This window comes from Leucobacter celer subsp. astrifaciens (assembly GCF_001273835.1).
In the GTDB taxonomy this organism is placed as follows: Bacteria; Actinomycetota; Actinomycetes; order Actinomycetales; family Microbacteriaceae; genus Leucobacter; species Leucobacter celer.
Window position 1 is genome coordinate 61351 of record NZ_JHEI01000140.1, and the last position, 17396, is coordinate 78746.

The 17396-nt window shown below is 71.3% G+C and carries 17 protein-coding genes; 6 read left to right on the plus strand and 11 right to left on the minus strand.

Features of this window, described 5'->3' with window-relative positions; translation table 11 throughout:
* Positions 1-32: 32 nt before the first annotated feature.
* The 3 genes from AMS65_RS13160 to AMS65_RS13170 all read right to left on the minus strand — a co-directional run bounded on the left by AMS65_RS13160 (position 33) and on the right by AMS65_RS13170 (position 2767).
* On the minus strand, positions 33-1205 hold the full coding sequence (locus AMS65_RS13160; protein ID WP_053384635.1) for an acetyl-CoA C-acyltransferase: 1173 nt from the start codon (positions 1203-1205) through the stop codon (positions 33-35).
* A gap of 205 nt (positions 1206-1410) precedes the next feature.
* On the minus strand, positions 1411-2058 hold the full coding sequence (locus tag AMS65_RS13165; protein ID WP_053384636.1) for a CoA transferase subunit B: 648 nt from the start codon (positions 2056-2058) through the stop codon (positions 1411-1413).
* A gap of 1 nt (position 2059) precedes the next feature.
* On the minus strand, positions 2060-2767 hold the full coding sequence (locus AMS65_RS13170; RefSeq protein ID WP_053384637.1) for a CoA transferase subunit A: 708 nt from the start codon (positions 2765-2767) through the stop codon (positions 2060-2062).
* Between the two features lie 145 nt (positions 2768-2912).
* On the opposite strand from AMS65_RS13170, the gene AMS65_RS13175 reads away from it, so the two are divergent.
* Together AMS65_RS13175 and AMS65_RS13180 are read left to right on the plus strand one after the other, a co-directional pair.
* On the plus strand, positions 2913-3689 hold the full coding sequence (locus tag AMS65_RS13175; RefSeq protein WP_053384638.1) for an IclR family transcriptional regulator: 777 nt from the start codon (positions 2913-2915) through the stop codon (positions 3687-3689).
* Between the two features lie 156 nt (positions 3690-3845).
* Positions 3846-5159, plus strand: coding sequence for a D-alanyl-D-alanine carboxypeptidase family protein (locus AMS65_RS13180; protein ID WP_157502273.1), 1314 nt, complete (start codon positions 3846-3848; stop codon positions 5157-5159).
* A 129-nt stretch (positions 5160-5288) separates the two neighbouring features.
* On the opposite strand, the gene AMS65_RS13185 is transcribed toward AMS65_RS13180, so the two are convergent.
* The 4 genes from AMS65_RS13185 to AMS65_RS13200 form a co-directional block, all read right to left on the minus strand.
* Positions 5289-6542, minus strand: coding sequence for a M20 family metallo-hydrolase (locus AMS65_RS13185; protein ID WP_053384640.1), 1254 nt, complete (start codon positions 6540-6542; stop codon positions 5289-5291).
* A 39-nt stretch (positions 6543-6581) separates the two neighbouring features.
* Positions 6582-8237: an amidohydrolase gene (locus AMS65_RS13190; protein WP_053384641.1), complete on the minus strand. Its 1656-nt coding sequence runs from the start codon at positions 8235-8237 to the stop codon at positions 6582-6584.
* A 9-nt stretch (positions 8238-8246) separates the two neighbouring features.
* On the minus strand, positions 8247-9968 hold the full coding sequence (locus AMS65_RS13195) for a thiamine pyrophosphate-dependent enzyme (RefSeq protein WP_053384642.1): 1722 nt from the start codon (positions 9966-9968) through the stop codon (positions 8247-8249).
* 87 nt (positions 9969-10055) lie between these two features.
* Positions 10056-11387 (minus strand): MFS transporter, encoded by a 1332-nt coding sequence (locus AMS65_RS13200; protein WP_053384643.1) that lies wholly within the window; start codon positions 11385-11387, stop codon positions 10056-10058.
* Positions 11388-11544: 157 nt separating this feature from the next.
* On the opposite strand from AMS65_RS13200, the gene AMS65_RS13205 reads away from it, so the two are divergent.
* Positions 11545-12717: a PucR family transcriptional regulator gene (locus AMS65_RS13205; RefSeq protein ID WP_053384644.1), complete on the plus strand. Its 1173-nt coding sequence runs from the start codon at positions 11545-11547 to the stop codon at positions 12715-12717.
* A 140-nt stretch (positions 12718-12857) separates the two neighbouring features.
* Positions 12858-13232 carry a TFIIB-type zinc ribbon-containing protein gene (locus AMS65_RS13210; RefSeq protein ID WP_075200999.1) on the plus strand — a complete coding sequence of 125 codons (375 nt, stop codon included), beginning with the start codon at positions 12858-12860 and terminating at the stop codon, positions 13230-13232.
* Positions 13233-13322: 90 nt separating this feature from the next.
* Here AMS65_RS13210 and AMS65_RS13215 read toward each other — a convergent pair whose 3' ends face one another.
* The gene (locus tag AMS65_RS13215) at positions 13323-14660 is read right to left on the minus strand and encodes a M20/M25/M40 family metallo-hydrolase (protein ID WP_053384646.1); all 1338 of its coding nucleotides are present in this window, start codon (positions 14658-14660) and stop codon (positions 13323-13325) included.
* A gap of 76 nt (positions 14661-14736) precedes the next feature.
* Positions 14737-15396 (minus strand): TetR/AcrR family transcriptional regulator, encoded by a 660-nt coding sequence (locus AMS65_RS13220; protein ID WP_053384647.1) that lies wholly within the window; start codon positions 15394-15396, stop codon positions 14737-14739.
* A gap of 229 nt (positions 15397-15625) precedes the next feature.
* Here AMS65_RS13220 and AMS65_RS13225 point away from each other — a divergent pair, with 229 nt between their 5' ends.
* Positions 15626-16411, plus strand: coding sequence for a Pr6Pr family membrane protein (locus AMS65_RS13225; RefSeq protein ID WP_157502275.1), 786 nt, complete (start codon positions 15626-15628; stop codon positions 16409-16411).
* A gap of 25 nt (positions 16412-16436) precedes the next feature.
* On the opposite strand, the gene AMS65_RS20360 is transcribed toward AMS65_RS13225, so the two are convergent.
* Together AMS65_RS20360 and AMS65_RS20365 are read right to left on the minus strand one after the other, a co-directional pair.
* Positions 16437-16631 (minus strand): hypothetical protein, encoded by a 195-nt coding sequence (locus AMS65_RS20360; RefSeq protein WP_053384649.1) that lies wholly within the window; start codon positions 16629-16631, stop codon positions 16437-16439.
* A complete protein-coding gene (locus AMS65_RS20365; RefSeq protein WP_241489451.1) occupies positions 16628-17065 on the minus strand; it encodes a Fic family protein in 438 nt (145 codons plus the stop codon). Before AMS65_RS20365 ends, AMS65_RS20360 begins: the two co-directional genes overlap by 4 nt.
* On the opposite strand from AMS65_RS20365, the gene AMS65_RS20370 reads away from it, so the two are divergent.
* A complete protein-coding gene (locus AMS65_RS20370) occupies positions 16985-17221 on the plus strand; it encodes a hypothetical protein (protein WP_241489446.1) in 237 nt (78 codons plus the stop codon). The genes AMS65_RS20365 and AMS65_RS20370 overlap by 81 nt on opposite strands.
* The last annotated feature ends 175 nt before the right edge of the window (positions 17222-17396 follow it).

Consider the following 17396-nt stretch of genomic DNA (forward strand, 5'->3'; position numbering starts at 1 on the left):
AGCAGACGAGTGTAGCGGTCTCGCGGCCGCCGTTACAGTGCCCGCAGCACGACGGCGCTGCCCTGCCCGCCGCCGCCGCAGATGCCCACGGCGCCCAGCGATCCCTCGCCCAGCTCGGCGAGCTGCCGCGCCAGCGTGCCCACGATGCGCGCACCGGAGGCGCCGATGGGGTGGCCGAGCGCGATCGCGCCGCCGTGCGGGTTGACGATCGCGGGATCGAGGCCGAGCTCGCGGGTCGACTGCAGACCGACTGCGGCAAAGGCCTCGTTGATCTCGACGGCCGCGAGGTCGGCCGCGGAGACGCCGGGGACCTTCGCGAGCGCCGCCGCGATGGCCCGGGCCGGCTGCGAGTGCAGGTGCGTATCGGGGCCGGCGACGAGGGCCGTCGCCTCGACCCGGACCTTGGGCCTCAGCCCGAGTCGAGACGCGGCTGCTTCGGAGACGAGCACGAGCGCCGCCGCACCGTCGGTGATCTGCGAGGCGTTGCCGGCGGTGATCGTGCCGTCCTTCGCGAACGCGGGACGCAGGCCCACGAGCGTCTCGGCGGTCGTATCGGCGCGGATCCCGTCATCGGCGTCGACCACCGTGTCGCCGCGGCGCGACGCGACGGTGAACGGGGCGATCTCGCCCGCGAAGAAATCGGCCGAGGCCGCGGCACGCTGATGGGACTGCGCCGCGAAGGCGTCCTGCTCCTCGCGGGTCAGGCCGAGCGGCGTGTTGCCCTCCTCGGTCAGCGCGCCCATCGCCGTGCGGTCGAACGCGTCGGTGAGGCCGTCGTGGTCGACCGTGTCGACGAGCTGGGCTGTTCCGTACTTCGTGCCGGCGCGCAGCGGAATCACGTGCGGGGCGAGCGACATCGACTCCTGCCCCACCGCGACGACCACGTCGGCCTCGCCCGCGTTGATGAGGCGGGCGGCCTGAGACACGGCCTCGGTGCCCGAGAGGCACACCGCGTTGAGCGTGATCGCCGGCACCTGCAGCGAGATCCCGGCGCCCACGGCGGACTGCCGAGCGGGATTCTGCCCCGCTCCGCCCTGCAGCACCTGGCCGGCGACCACGGCGTCGACCTGGTCCGGAGTCACGCCGGCGCGCTCCAGCGCGGCCGCGATCGCGTGCGCGCCGAGCACCGTGGCGGGCTGCGCGGCGAGCTGACCGGTGAAGCGGGTGAACGGGGTGCGGGCGTAACCCGCGATCAGTGCGGTCATGGTGCGACCTCCTCGGGAGCTGTCTGTCGGTGCGGAGCTGCGAGAGTCCCGCGCTTACCTGGTATCTTGCCGGAACGAGATCGTGCGGTGGCCGTCGCTCTGGCACAGCCACGGCAGGATGCACTGTGCAGGGCGATCCCGTGCAGGGCGATCCCGTGCAGGCCGATCCTGCCTCGGCTCCGGCCGGCAGGGGCGCCCATGATGCTCACGCCGTTTCGCGGTCGAGTTCGACGGTGAACGCCGCGCCCGTGCAGGCGCGGATCTCGTCGACGTCGTGCCCCGGCGCGAGGCGGCGCAGCACCAGCGCGCCGTCGACCACGTCGAAGACCGCGCGGTCGGAGATGATGCGGTCCACGACGCCGACGCCGGTGAGCGGCAGGTCGCACTCGGCGACGATCTTCGGCGTGCCGTCCTTCGCGACGTGATCCGTGATCACGATGACCCGCGGGGTGCCCGCGACCAGATCCATCGCGCCACCCATGCCCTTCACGAGCTTGCCGGGGATCGTCCAGTTCGCCAGGTCCCCGTTACCCGCGACCTGCAGCGCACCCAGGATGGCCGTCTGCACGTGCCCGCCGCGGATCATGCCGAACGAGGTCGCGGAGTCGAAGATGCTCGCGCCGGGCACGAGCGTCACGGTCTGCTTGCCGGCGTTGATGAGGTCAGGATCCTCCTCGCCCTCGTAGGGGAAGGAGCCCATTCCGAGGATCCCGTTCTCGCTCTGCAGCATGACGCTCACACCCTCGGGCAGGTGGTTCGCGACGAGGGTCGGGATCCCGATGCCCAGGTTCACGTACTGCCCGTCCTCGAGCTCTTCCGCGGCGATCGCCGCCATCTCGTCACGTGTCCACATGTCACGCCTCCTCGCGCACGCGAAGCGTGCGTTGCTCGATGTCCTTCAGGGGATCCTCGACCCGCACGATGCGCTGCACGAACACGCCCGGGGTGTCGATGCGCTCGGGGTCGAGATACTCGTCGCTCAGGTGCTCGACCTCCGCGATCGTGACCCGCCCCGACATCGCGACCAGCGGGTTGAAGTTGCGGGCGGTGAGGCGGTAGCGGAGGTTGCCCTCGGAATCGCCGGTGTGCGCACGCACGAGACCGATATCGGCCACGATCCCGCGCTCGAGGATCACCCGCCGGCCGTCGAACTCGGCTTCCGGCTTGCCCTCGGCGACGGGGGTGCCGACACCCGTCGGCGTGTAGAACGCGGGAATCCCGGAGCCGCCGGCGCGCAGCCGCTCGGCGAGCGTGCCCTGCGGCACGAACTCGACGTCGAGCTCACCGCTCAAATACTGCTCGGCGAAGAGCTTGTTCTCGCCCACGTACGACCCGAGCACCTTGCGCACCTGCCGGTTCTCGAGCAGCAGCCCGAGCCCCTTGCCGTCCACGCCCATGTTGTTCGACACGATCGTCAGGTCCGTCGCACCGGACTCCCGCAGCGCGACGATGAGGTTGTGCGGGATCCCGCACAGGCCGAAGCCGCCCACGGCGATCGTCATGCCGTCCCGTACGACGTCGGCGAGCGCGTCCGCCGCACCCGCCCGAAACTTCGATGCCATCCTCGCCACCCTCTCGTTCACGATGCGATCACTGAATCGTCTACTTCAAAGGGTACGACTCGCTTTATTTCGCCTACAAGGCGCACTGACCCATTGGCGCGAAAGTGATTGCATAATGAGACCGACCGTGTATATCGTTCATTTTATGGACACCACAGCAGCCCCCCAGGGCGCCCAGGTCGTGAGCAAGGTCACGGCGATCCTGCGCGCGGTCAGCACGACCATGCCGCAGGGAGCCGGCACCAGCGGGATCGCCCGCGCGGCGGGCATCGCACGGCCCACCGCGCACCGGCTGCTCTCGGCGCTCAGCGCGGAGGGCTTCATCGACCGGGATCAGCGCAGCGGGAGGTGGCTGCTCGGCCCGGAGCTGTACCTCATGGGGGCCGTCGCGGCCGAACGGTACGACATCACCGAGTTCGCACGCGAGCACGTGACCGCGCTGGCCCAGGCGACCGGGGAGAGCGCGTTCCTCTCCGCGCGGCGCGGCGCCGAGACGATCTGCCTGCTGCGGCGCGACGGCAGCTTTCCGATCCGCTCCTTCGTGCTGCACGAGGGGAAACGTTTCCCGCTCGGCGTCGCGTCGGCCGGGCTCGCGATCCTCGCGTTCCTGCCCGATGACGAGATCCGGCGCACCCTCTCCCAGAACGATCTCGAGGCGGCGCACGGTCCGGAGCACTCGGCCACTGCGCTCTGGGAGCGCGTGGCCGAGACCCGCCGCGCGGGGTACGCGGTGAACCCCGGTCTGATCGTCGAGGGGAGCTGGGGCATGGGCGCCGCGGTCTTCGATCCCTCCGGCCAGCCCGCGTGGGCGCTCAGCCTCACCGGGATCGAGTCTCGCTTCTCCCCCGAGCGCCGGCCCGAGCTCGGCCGGCTGCTGCTCGAACACGCGCACCGGTTGACGGAGAAGCTCGCCTCCCGCTGAGCCGGTTGCCCATTCCTCCACCCCGCGCTTCGCCGGCCGCCCTCCTGAAACGCAGAGTCGCAGATGGCTGCTTCGCGGGCGCGGAGGCAGCCATCTGCGACTCCGCGTTCGGTTCAGCGAGCGAGCGTCAGGCATCGCGGCGGCTAGGCTGGATCCGTGAGCAGCTCGGCCGATCCGCACCGACGACGCCGCATGTCGAGACGCCGGGCCCGTCGGCTCACGGCGACGCTGACCGTGTTCGTGATCCTCGTCGCCGGCGGCTACACCGCGGCGGCCGCGCTGACGCCCCTGCCCGCGCCCATCGTCGAAGCGACCGCTGACCTGCAGCAGACCGTCGCGGCCGACCCGGCGGCGGCGCAGGCGGCGGTCGACGCAGAAGCGCTGCCGACGGCCGTCGGCTGGCTGCACGACGACGAGGTGTGGACGAACGACGGCGAAGCCGGCACCGGGGAGGCGAACACCGAGGCGACGAGCACCGAGCAGGCGCACCCGATCGCGAGCATCTCGAAGCTCGTGACCGTGCTCGTGGGTCTCGAGCAGCAGCCCCTCGAGGCGGGCGCGGACGGCCCGGTGCACGTCTGGAGCGCCGAGGATCAAGCGCTCACGGACGCGTACCTCGCGCGCGACGGCGTCGCGTTCCCGATCCCCGTCGGCACCGAGGTCACCACGCGCCAGATGCTCACGCTCGCGCTCGTGCCCTCCGCCAACGACTTCGCCGCCGCGTACGCCTACTCGATCTTCGGCGACAATGAGGCCTTCGTCGCGGCCGTGGACGACTGGAAGGCGCGCAACGGCGTCGACTCCCTGGTGCTCGCCGAGCCGACCGGGATGGACGAGCGCAACGCCGCCACCGCGTCCGACGTGCTGCGCATCGCGCGTCTCGCCCTGCAACAGCCCGCGATCGCCGAGATCACCCGCCTGCCGCAGGCCGAGCTGCCGTGGGGCATCGGCGTGGTCGAGAGCACCAACCCGCTGTTCGGGGTGCTGCCCGACGTGCTCGGGGTGAAGACGGGCCGCACCAGTGTGGCCGGGTACAACCTCGCCGCGGCGCAGGCGAGCAGCGCCTCGGGCCGCGACGTCGTGAAGCTGTCGGTGGTGCTGGGGCGCGCGAGCGAGGAGGATCGGGTCGCCTCGAGCGTCGCAGCGCTCACCGCCCTCGATGCGGCTCCGCAGACGGTGGATCTCGTCGCGGAGGGCGAGGAGATCGGCACGGCGGTGACCGTCGACGGGCTGCGGGTGCCGCTCGTCACCACCGGCGGCGCGAGCGCAGTGCTGCTTCCGGGCGAGGCCGCGACGAGGATCGCGGAGCTCGACCCGCTCGGCGAGGGCGGATCGGGGCAAGCCGCCGGCGCCGTGCGCGTGGAGACCCCCGTCGGCGTCGAGGAGATCCCGGTCGTCACCACCGCGGCCATCGTCGAGCCCGACCTCTGGTGGCGCCTCACCCATCCGGCGCTGGTCTTCGGGTGGTAGGGAGGCGATAGATCCTGCGACTCGCTTCGCTCGCGCAGGATGACGAAAGGCGCTCCCGCCGGTTGAGCGAGGCGCAGCCGAGTCGAAACCTCACGCGCCCGGGTTTCGACTCGTCGCTGCGTTCCTCGCTCAACCGGCGGACGATACCAGCGCGCCCTGCGCCAGCCGCCGCACGACGCCCGTGAGGTGGTCCAGGCCGGCGAGCAGGTCCTCCTCGCGCGTGAACTCCTTGAGGTTGTGCGAGATGCCGTCGACGCTCGGCACGAACAGCATCACCGTGGGCGCCTGATCCTTCATGTTCGTCGAGTCGTGCCCGGCGACCGTCATCACGCGGTCGTGCGTCAGGCCCAGCTCCTCGGCCACCTCGCGCGCGAGCTCGACCCCGTCCTCGGGGTAGGGGTTCTGGCCCCAGCTGTGCTCGGCCACGATCTCGATGTCGACACGATCCTCGCGCTGCACCCGCTCGACGGTCTCCATGACCCGCGCGTAGGCCGCGTCGAGCACCTCGCTGCTCGGCGAGCGCAGGTCGAAGAGCAGCTGCACCTCGCTCGCCACCACCACGGGCGAATTGGGGTAGACGTTGATCTCGCCGCAGGCGGTGTGCAGGATGCCCGGCTCGAACTCGTCGACCAGTTCGCGCGCGGCGACGATGAGGCGGGCGGCGCCGAGCAGCGCGTCCCGGCGATCCTCCATGAGCGTCGATCCGCTGTGCGCCTGCTCGCCCGTGATCTTGAACTCGAACTTGTGCGCTCCCCAGGTGGCGTTCACCAGGCCGATCGTCACGCCGTCCTGCTCCATGCTGCGGCCCTGCTGCACGTGGATCTCGGCGTAGGCGGCCACCTCGAGTCCCTCGAAGCCACCGCGCTCGTCGATCGCATCGAGCGCATCCTTGACGGTGACGCCGTGGGGATCCGGCGTCGCGAGCGCGTCCATGAGCGGCATCTTGCCCGTGAACACCGAGCTGCCCATCATCGAGGGCTTGAAGCGGGATCCCTCCTCGTTGAACCAGTTCACCACGGCGAGGTTGAATCGCGGCCGCTCGCCAGAGGCGCGCAGCTCGTCCGCGACGCGGAAGCAGGCGTGCGCCGACGCCATGACCCCGTAGGCCCCGTCGAAGCGACCCGCGGTCGGCTGGGAGTCCATGTGCGAGCCGGTGAGCACGTAGGGCGCGCCGGGCACGAGCTCGAGCAGCCCGAACTGGTTGCCGATCGCGTCGCGCTGCACCGTGAAGCCGTGCGACTCGAGCAGTCGCGCGAACCACTTGCGCTGCTGGCCGTCCGCCTCGCTCGCGGCCTGCCGCTCCACGCCGTTCGTGCCCTCGACCGCGCCGAAGCGGGAGTGCACGGCCCAATCGGCGAGGAAGGCATCATCCTGCTGAGTCATTGTCGGTCCTTTCGAGGCGGGTGGGGGGTGAGAATAAGGTCAGGATCGTGCGTCGTAGCTCAGCTCGCCGCCGAGCACGGTCGCGACGATGTCGAGCTGCGCGATGCTCGGCGCGGTGAGCGGCGACGCCGAGAACACGGCGAAGTCGGCGAGTTTGCCGCGCTCGAGCGTGCCCTTGTCGGCGAGCTGGCCGGTCGCGCGCGCCGCCCACTCGGTGTGGGTGCGCAGCGCCTCCTCGGGGGTGATCGCCTCGTCCGGGCCGAGCGCGACGCCGCCGTCCGCGATGCGGTCGACCGCCGACTGCATGCCGCGCCGCAGGTCGTTGTCGGCGACGGGCAGGTCCGAGGATCCCGCCAGGATGACGCCGGCGTCGATCACGGAGCGTCCGCGGTAGAGCCAGTCGCGGCGCTCGGGGCCGACGCGATCCGCCATCTGCTCGCCGAAGGAGCCGATGAATCCGGCCTGCGGCGTCACCGCGATGCCGAGGCGCCCCGCGCGCTCCACCTGCTCGGGGCGCGCGATGGCGAAGTGCTCGATGCGGCACGGCACGTCGAGGCGGCCGTAGCGATCCTGCGCCTCCTCGATGATGTCGAGGGCGAGATCGATCGCGGCGTCGCCGATCGCGTGCAGGGCGAGCGGCCATCCGGCGCGGTAGGCGCCGAGCGCGCGCTCGCGGTAGGTCTCCGGCTCGTCGAGCAGGTAGCCGCGGTTGCCGTGCTCGGCGTGCCCGCAGAAGTCCTCGGTGACCGCCGCCGTCGCGCCGAGCAACGAGCCGTCGAGGAAGACCTTGACGTGCCCGAAGCGCACGGCGTCGTCGCCGAACCCGGCGCGGATGCCGAGGTCGAGCCCGGCACCGTCGCCCTCGCCGTGGAAGTCGGCGGCGTGCCCCTCGAGCGGTCGCAGCGCGTCGATCGCCGGCATCAGCTGGGCGCGGGCGTGCAGCCGGCCGCGCTCCGACGCCGCCTGGTAGGCCGCGACCTCGACGGGGCTGTGGCCGATCCACCCGCCGCCGACACCGGCCTCCGTGAAGCTCGTGATGCCCTGCGCCGCGTAGCGCGAGGTCGCGGCGTCGAGCGCCTCGATCAGGCGCTCGCGCGAGTAGGGCAGCAGCAGCGCCTGCACGAGACCCTGCGCCGCCTCCTCCACGAGCCCCGTGGGCGCCCCCGAGCCGTCGCGCACGACGACGCCGCCGACCGGGTTCTCGAAGCCCGGCTCGAGCGCGCCGACGAGGCGCAGCGTCGCGGTGTTCGTGATCGAGGCGTGGCCGGAGGTGTGCCGCAGGTAGAGCGGCCGGCCCCCCGTGATCTCGTCAAGGCGCGCGATGTCGGGGAAGAGCCCGCCGTGGTGCGCCTGGTTGAAGCCGGTGCCGTGCACCCAGGCGTCGGCGTCCCCGAGCTCGTCGAGCCGCGCAGCCTCGGCCGCGATCAGCGCGTAGAGCGCTTCGAGGCCGCGCGCCGCGCTGAGGTCGATCGCCGCGAGGCCCAGCCCCCACCACGCGGTGTGGCAGTGCGCGTCGATGAGCCCGGGGGTCGCCACCGCGTCGCCGAAGTCGAGCACACGCTCGGCCTCGAGGCCTGCGAGCTCCTCGTCGAAGCCGACGATGCGGCCGCCGATCACGCCGACCGACGTCGCGGTGGGCCTCGCCGGGTCCATGGTGAGGATCTCGCGTGCGCGGAGGATCAGGTCGAGTCGCATGCGTGCCTCTCAGTTCGCGGGGGTCGGGTCGACGGCGGCGATCTCGCTCGACGCCGGCGGCATGACCTCGGAGCCGATGAGCACGTGGATGAGCGCGGGCCCGTCGGCCGCGAGTGCGCGGTCGAGCGCGGGGGCGAACTGCTCGGTCGTCTCGACCCGCTCGCCGTGCCCGCCGAAGGAGGCCATCCAGGCCGCGAAGTCGGGGTTCACCATGCGCGTGCCGGAGGGGCGGCCGGGGTAGTGATTCTCCTGGTGCTGCACGATGGTGCCGTAGATGCCGTTGTCGACGACGATCACGAGCGGTGCACCGCCGTGCGCGATCGCGGTCGCGATCTCCTGGCCGTTCATGAGGAAGTCGCCGTCGCCGCAGACCGCGACCGTGCGCCGCTCGGGGAAGGCGATGGATGCGGCGACCGCGGCGGGCACCGCGAGGCCCATGGCGCCGTTGCGCGCACCCACGAGGCTCGCGGGGTCGAGGTGACGCACGAAGCGGTGCGCCCAGATGGTCGCGTTGCCCGCGCCGAAGGTGAGGATCGCCCGGCCGTCCAGCCGGTCGTCGAGCTGCCCGAACGCGACGCCGAGGTCGACGCCGGCGTCGGAGTCGGCCCCGGCGATCGAGGCGTCGGGGCGGTGCGCCGCGAAGCGGGCCTGGGCCTCCGCCCGGCCGCGCATCCACTCCTCGGTGCGGGATCCGCGGGCGGCGGACGGATCGATTCCCGAGAGCGCGGCGGCGAAGGCCGCCGGAGCCGCGAGGATCTGCTGGTCGATGCGGCCGGCGTGCTGGACGGCCTCGGGATCGAGCGACACGAGCACGGTCTCGGCGTCGAAGCCGAGCGTGTAGCCGTCGCTGAGCACGTCGGAGCGCGAACAGCCGACGAAGACGAGCAGGTCGGCCGCCGCGTATCCCGCCACGACGGCGTCGGCGCGGCCGTAGCCGAGCCAGCCGGCCCAGGCCGCACCCTCGTGCGGCACCGCGTCGTATGCGCGCCAGTCGCAGAAGACCGGCACACCGGCCGCGGCCGCGAAATCGAGCAGCTGCCGCCCCGCACCGCCGTGCCACCCCTCGCCGCCCGCCACGATCGCGGGGCGCTCGGCGTCGGCGAGACGCGCGACGAGTGCATCGAGTTCGGCCGGCGCCGGCTGCGGCGCGGGGGCCGCGATCGGCTGCGCGGGATCCGCGTCGGTGAGGTGCACGAGCACGTCCTCGGGCAGCCCCACGACAACCGGGCCCGGCCGCCCGGCCGCGGCGATCCGCATCGCCTCGGCGGTGAGCTCGCCGGCGCGATCCGCGTCGTCGATCGTCATGACCCGCTTCGCCGTCGACCCGAACCAGCCGGTCAGGCTGAACTCCTGGAACGCCTCGCGCTCGCGGTCGTGCACGGGCACGAGGCCCACGAACAGCACCAGCGGCGTCGCATCCTGCCAGGCCGTGTGGATCGCGATCATCGCGTTCGCGGCACCCGGTCCCCGCGTCACCATCGCCACCCCGGGCAGCCCCGTCAGACGTCCCTCGGCCAGCGCCATGAAACCGGCGCCGCCCTCGTGCCGACACACCACCGTCTCGATCGACGAGTCGTACAGGCCGTCGAGCACGTCGAGATAGCTCTCCCCCGGCACCGCGTACACGCGCCGCACGCCGTGCGCTTCGAGCGTGCGAACGATGAGGTGTCCGGCTGACGAGGAGGCGGTGGGCGCTGAAGCGAGGGGCTCTGAGACGAGGGGCGCTGACATCGAAGGCGATCCTTCCGGGAGTCTGACGGTGATGGTGGGATGAGGCCGGCGGCCGGGCACGAGGGCGCGCCCGGCCGCCGTGCCGCCTCAGTGCTTGAAGCCGGGCAGCTTGACGCTCATGCGCGGTGCGATCACACCCGCCACCGCCGTGAACAGCGACAGGAACACGAGCATCGCGGCGGCCGGCCACCAGTGGTTGCCCGCCGCGGCCACGAAACCGGTGGCGAGCAGCGGGATGAAGCCCGACAGCATGCCTGCGACGTTCTGCGCCATGCCGACGCCCGTGTAGCGGGTCTTGGCCGGGAAGAGGCCGGTGAGCACCGTGCCGGAGGCCGCGTAGGGCAGCGAGAGCGTGCTCACGGCGAGGGTCATCGCGATCACGACGAGCACCGGGACGCCCGAGGTGAGCAGCAGGAACGCGGGCACCGCGACCACGGCCGAGGCGATGCCGCCCCAGAGGATCACGCGGCTCGCGCCGTACTTCGAGCCCAGGATCCCGCCCCAGATGAGCACGGGGATCTCGACGGCCGCCGCCACCATGCTGCCGAGCAGCATGAGCGACGACTCGTAGCCGAGCACGTTCACGCCGTACCAGACGCAGAACGCGGTCACCAGGTAGAACCCGCCCACGCCGAGCAGCGCCGCGGCCATGCCGATGATGATCTGCTTCCAGCTGTCGCGGAACGTGGTGAGCACGGGGCTCTGCTCGACCTCGCCCGACTCCTCGAGCTGACGGAAGACCGGCGACTCCTCGAGCTTGCTGCGGATGTAGACCGCGACGATCAGCAGCGGGAACGCGACGAGGAACGGGATGCGCCAGCCCCAGGCGTCGAAGTTCTGCTGCGAGAACAGCAGGGTCATCACGAAGAAGCCGCCCGAGGACAGGATCGTGCCGATCGGCGAACCGATCTGCGGGATCGCAGCGTAGCGGGCGCGCAGGTGCAGCGGCGCGTTCTCGACCACGATGGTCATCGCGCCCGACCACTCGCCGCCCACGAACAGACCCTGCAGCACACGCAGCAGCACGAGCAGGATCGGGGCCGCGATGCCGATCGCCGCGTAGGTCGGCAGCAGGCCGATGAGACCGGTCACGATGCCGATGCCGACGATCGTGATCATGAGCACCTTGCGGCGCCCGATCTGGTCGCCCATGCGGCCGAAGATGATGCCGCCGATGGGGCGAGCCGCGAGGCCCACGCCGAAGGTGGCGAACGAGGCGAGGGCTGCCGCGGTGGCGTTCTCACTCGTGAAGTACTGCACGTTGAACACCAGCGCGGCGGCCGCGCTGAAGAGGAAGAAGTCGTACCACTCGAGTGCGGTACCGATCAGGGCGCCGAGTGCGACCTTGTTGGCGTCCTTGACGCTCAGCTCCTGCGTTGCGTCGTACTCGATGGTCGACGTGTTGGTTGTCTCGCTCATACTCTCTCTCCGTCGAGGATGCGGGATCCGGGGGCGGGCGCCGTCACGGGTGCGACGGCCTCGCGTTCCAGATTCTCAAGTGATTCGCCCCGCCGAGAGCACGTATCGCCACTGAAAATCGAGCCGAAAGTGTGCATGTGCACATATTATGTGCTGCATGACTCCGGATCCCGCCCGCTCCCTCAGCGATACGCCCAGGCCGGACGACCACGACCGCTGGCTCCAGCTGCTCGATCACCTCGACCTCGACGAGCTCACCGAGACATTCCTGGAGCTCGTGGGATCCGTCGCCGGATACGATCCCCCGCCCATTCCGCAGTCCGAGCTGCGTCGCACCGGCCGTCTCTCCTTCAGCGCACTCGTCGACGGCCTGCGCGCCGGCGGCTTCGACGAGGAGATCACGATCTCGACCGACGTCGGCGTCTCGCGGGCGCGCGCCGGGATCCCGATCACCTCGCTCATGACCGCGATCCGCCACGACTTCACGGTGCTCTGGGAGGCCCTGACACGCGTCGCCGAGGCCGACGACGCCGAACTCCTCGTGCGGCACACCGGCATCGTGCTGCGCACGGTCGACGAGTACGTCGGGCAGACCCAGCGCGCCTACGTCGCCGAACGCGAGCGCATGCGCGAGGAGGAGGCCTCGGTGCGCCAGGGCCTCATCGCCTCGCTCTTCCAGGAGCCGCAGCCCTCCGGGCTGCATCTGCACAGCATCGCGACCCAGCTCGGGCTCCCGCCGGAAGCGCCGCTCGTGGTGATCGCCGCAACGGACCGGGACATCGCCCCCTTGCGGGTCGCGATCTCCGAGCTCGAGCGCGCCGGCGCCACCGTCTACACCCACCATCTCGGAGACGCGCTCGTCGCGTTCACCCGGCGGCTCGAACTGCCCGGCTCGCGTCTCGATGAGCTCGGGCGGCAACTGCTCGAGCTGCGCATCGGGGTGGTGATCGCGGCGTCGGGACTCGCGGAGCTGCGCCGGTCCGCCACCACCGCCGGCGAGCTCGCGCACCTCTTCGCCCCCGACGAGGAGGGTGCCATGACCTGGAGCCGCGGCTGGGCCCGACTGGCCGCGCGCAACCTGCTCGCCTCGGGCCGCCCGATCCTCGGCGATGTGCAGCCGGCTCTGGAGCAGTGCGGGGAGGCGGAGCGCACCCGGCTCGAGGAGGCCGTGCGCAGCTATCTGCGCACGGGCAGCGTGAGCGAATCCGCCGCCGAGCTCTTCTGCCATCGCAACACGCTCACCAACCGGCTGCGGCGCTTCGCGGATCTCACCGGGATCGATCCCACGGTGCCCGAGCAGTCGGCCCGCCTCGTCGTCGGCTGGGCGTAGGGGCGTCCCAGCCAGCCGGTTGAGCGGAGCGCCAAGCGCGGAGTCGAAACCTCTGGCCGCTCCGGATTCCGAACCCCGACTCGCTCACCCATCGATCCGCCTCGGGAATCCTTCCAGCTGCCGCCGTTACAGTCGAGAGCATGAACTGCCCCAGTGACGGAACCGTCCTCCTCATGAGCGAGCGCCAAGGCGTCGAGATCGATTACTGCCCCCAGTGCCGCGGAGTGTGGCTGGATCGCGGCGAGCTCGACAAGATCCTCGAGCGCGCGCAGATCGAGTCCGAGGTGCAGGTCTCCGCCCCGCCGATCCCGCCGGCATCGCAACCCCAGCAGTACGCCGAGCCCCGCTACGACCGCTCGCACCCCGACGACCGGCGGTACTCGGACGACCGGCGCCACTCCGATGACCGCAGGTACTCCGATGACCGCCGCTACTCGGACGACCGCAGGTCGAACGACCCCCGCTACCGCAAGAAGAAGAGCCCCTTCGAGTTCCTGGGCGACTTCTTCGAGTAGGGGCGGCCTGAGGTTTCGACTCGCTTCGCTCGCTCAACCGGCTTCTATCGCTGGTTGCGTGAGCCGGAGGCGAGTCGAGGCCTCGGGAGATCAGCCGATACGCTCCGCCACGATCAGCCGCAGCGCCGCCAGCGATAGCTCGACCGACTCCACGTCGATGCGCTCGTCGTTGCCGTGCACGCCCTCGCGGTAACGTTCGTAGCTCCAGTCGGGCCCCAGCAGACCGAAGCCGTAGGAGGGGATCCCGAGTTCGCGCAGCACCCGGGCGTCCGACCCGCCGGCCGCCATGATCGGCACGACCGGCGCGCCCGCAACAGCATCGACCGCGCGCTCGATCGCGGCGAACAGGGGCTCGTGCGCGCTCGACGCGGTGGCGGCCCAGCCGCGCAGGTGCTGGATCTCCACCTCGTCGATGAGCGGGCCGAGCACGGCGGCGAGCAGCTGGTCGACGTCCTCGTCGCTCGTGCCGGGCAGTGTGCGGATGTCGAGGTCGATCGTGCCGATCGCGGGAATGACGTTGTGCGTCGCCCCGGCGCGCAGCACGGTGGGCGACAGGGTGATGCGCGACACCGCGTGCGCGTACCCGGCGATCCCGCCGAGGTGCGGCAGCGCCGCGTCGATGCTCACGGGATCGCGCAGACGCTCGGCCAGTGCGGGGTCGTCGATGCGCGCGGCCACGAACGCGTCCCAGAGCTCCCCCAGCTGCGCCGCCGGCGCCACCTCGCCCAGCCGCTGCAGCACCTCCCCCACGCGGTACGCCGCGCTCGCGGCGCCGTACGGGATCGAGGCGTGCCCGGGCTTGCCGCGCATCACCAGGCGGCGGCCGGCCGATCCCTTCTCGGCGACCTCGATCGCCACGTGCGCGCCCATGCGCATGCCGCCGGATTCGGAGATCGCCTCGCTCACCCGAACGGCCTCGGGATGCTCGCGCACGAGCCAGTGGATGCCGTACTCGCCGCCGGCCTCCTCGTCGGCCACGGCCAGCAGCACGAGGTCGCCGCGCGGAGGCTCGGGTGCGAGCGCCACCTCGCGCAGCACGCAGGCGAAGACCGCGGTCAGGTAGAGCATGTCGACGGCGCCGCGCCCCCAGATCTCGCCGCCGATGAGGTCGCCGCCGAATGGGTTGCGGGTCCAGCCCTCCGGGTCGACCGGCACCACATCGAGGTGCCCGAGCAGACCGAGCGACGGGGCCGAGGGATCGCTGCCGCGCACCCGCGCGATCAGCGAGGCGCGCCCGGGGGCCGACTCGAGCACCTGGGTCTCCACACGGCCCGTGGCGACCGCGTCGGCGAGAAAGCGCTGCAGCACGCGCACGCTGCGGATCTCCTGACCCGAGTCGGGGCTGCCGTCGTTGACGCAGGCCTCGCGGATCAGAGCGCGGAGCAGTTCGATCGCGTCCGACTCAAGCGCATCGCCCCCACCAGACACCGGTCTCCACCTCCGCTCGCACCGGGCCGCGCCCGCTCATCCTTCTACCCTACTCGCCCCCTCGAAGGCGCAACTCCTACGGAAGCTGCACGGAATCGAGGATCGCCTCGATCCCCGCCCGGTAGACCGCCATGCCGTCGATGGCCAGCAGCTCCGCGCGGTGCTCGTTGACGAGCGGGTACTGGGCGAGATCGACCGAGCCGAAGGTGCTGATCCAGGGGATCGATCCGTCGCGGGCCGCACCGCGGCTGGCGACGACCTCCTGCGCCATGGCCGCCGACTGGGCGAGCGAGAAGCCCGAGACCGCGGCATAGACGCGGATCAGCGCCGGCCCGGTGAGGCCGGCCTCGCTCAGCCGCGCGAGCACGAACTCGTCGCCCGCGACGTCCCCCGGCCCGACGGGGTCGAGGATCGCACCCTCCGCCGCGATCGAGGGGTACTCGAGGCTCAGCTCCGCGATGCGCATGAGGTGCGCCTCGAGGCGTTCTCGCCAGCCGCCGGTGGCGGCCTCGGCGTCGACGACGGCCATCTCGCTCAGACGGTCGAGGGCGGCGCGCGTCAGCTCCTCCTTGTTGCGGAAGTGCCGGTACATCGCGGTCGCGTCGACCCCGAGCGCCTCTCCCAGGCGCTTGAAGGTGACCTTCCCGCTCGGCTCCTCGCGGGCGAGCTCGAGGATCGCGTCGACGATCATGCGCCGATCCAGACGTCCGCGCTTCGAACCGATCGCCTCCGCCATCTCGCCTCCTGTCGACTCCGGTGCTCGCGGGTGCCGCAGCGACTTCCCCGTCGCCATCGACGGGGTCCCGGCGAGCCATCGTGTGCACTGCTCAGTGTAGCCGCCGGGATCAGCGGCGCTGTCAGGGCAGGTGTCAGCCTCATTGATACGCAGCTGCCGACCGCCGGTGCACTGCCGGAATCGGGGATCCTCCCCGCACCCTGCGAACCGGAGTGGCATGATCGTCATCATGGAACACCGTCCCGCCACCGACGCGCAGAGCGGCGCCGCGGCGCCCGGCACCGCGACCACCCCGCCGAGGCCCACTGAGCAGCCGCCGTTGCTCGATCAGGGCGCCCTCGGGATCCGGATCGCCGCGCTCGTCTTCCGGATCGCCGCCTTCGCGCTCATCGCCACCGGCATCGTACGGATCACCGGGGTGTTCACGCCGTCTCCGAGTTGGACCGCCCTGCTCTACTACACCGTGCTCAGCAATCTGCTCTGTCTGGTGTGGGTCGGGCTGCTGATCGCGCGGACCGCGCGCGATCTGCGCACGCTGGGCGCGCGCGGCTGGTCCACGCCCTCGCCCCGCTGGAGCGGCGCGGTGATGATGGCCATCACGGTGACGATGCTCGTCTACCTCGTGGTGCTCGTTCCGTCGGCGTTCGTGCAGGGCGGCAACTACCAGCCGTTCTCCCTCACCGACAATCTGATCCACGTCATCACCCCCTGCCTGCTGATCGCGGACTGGCTGCTGTTCGTACCGAAGGGCCGTCTGCGGTGGAGCGATCCTCTGCGTTGGACGCTGATCCCCTACGCGTATCTCGTGTTCGCGCTCGTCTACAGCGGGCTCGGGGGCAGGTTCGCGGCTGGGACCAGCGCCCCCTACCCGTTCCTGGATGTCGCGACCCACGGAGTGGGAGGCGTCGCGGTCCGGGTGCTGGTGCTGTCGGTGGTGCTCGTCGGCGTCGGATACGTCTACGTCGTCGTCGACCGGCTGCTGGGGCGGGTCTTCGGGGCGGTGCCTCGCCGCTGATCGCGCGGGATCTCCGGGAAGCGGATCAGCGCAGCGACATGCGGCGGATCTCGGCTGCGTAGCCGTCGAGGACGTCGAAGATGCCCCGGTGCTGCCAGACCCGGCCGCGGGCTCTTCCCGTCATCTCGGTGAGCACACCGCGCTCGGTGAGTGCTTCGAGCGCGCGAAGCGCCGCCATCTCGCCGATGCCCAGCCCATTCGTCAGATACTTCGTGTTCACAGCGGGTTGACCGACGAGCGGGGGAAAACCTTCCACGCCGCGGCGTCCGAGCGGAGACCCTGCAGTCGCGCGCGGGATTCGCCGAGTTGCGCGACGAGGTCATCGACGAGTTTGGTGCCCGTCGCCGCTGCGATCCGGCTCGCCCTGGCGAACTCGCGAATGATCGGGCCGGCGTCGCCGCTCCGGAACGCGCCGAGCGCCGCGAAGTAGCGGTCGACGGGGACCAGGAGTCCCGCCGAGATCGGCACTGCGGTCGAGCTGACGAGACCCTTGTTGCGAAGGATCGACTGCGCGAGCGCCCGCCCGGTCCGCCCGTTGCCGTCGGGGAACGGGTGGATGGTCTCGAACTGCGCGTGCGCAACCGCGACCTGAATGAGCACGGGGAGGTCCTGGCGCTTCGCGAAGCGCACGAGGTCGGCGATCCCACCGTGGATGCGGCCATGGTGCGGGGCGACGAAGTCGGCGGCTCGCGGCCCGGCTTCGCCGACGTCGTCAGCTGCTCGATCTGCGAGCTGGCGGCCGACTCCGTGCGCAGCAGGATCGCTGTCATCGGCCCGAGCGCGGGATTGTCGGTGCCGAGCATACGCTGAGCGTGCTTGTCGAATTCGACCAGCTGACGGGTCGCGTCCTCGATGTCCGCCGAGTCACCACTGGATATGCGCGGATCCCAGTCGGCGATCTGCGTCGTGACTGCCGCCTCGTACGGACCTGTCTGGTGCTCCACCTCAGCACCGGAGTGCATCTCGGGTGCACGAGGCTTCCAGT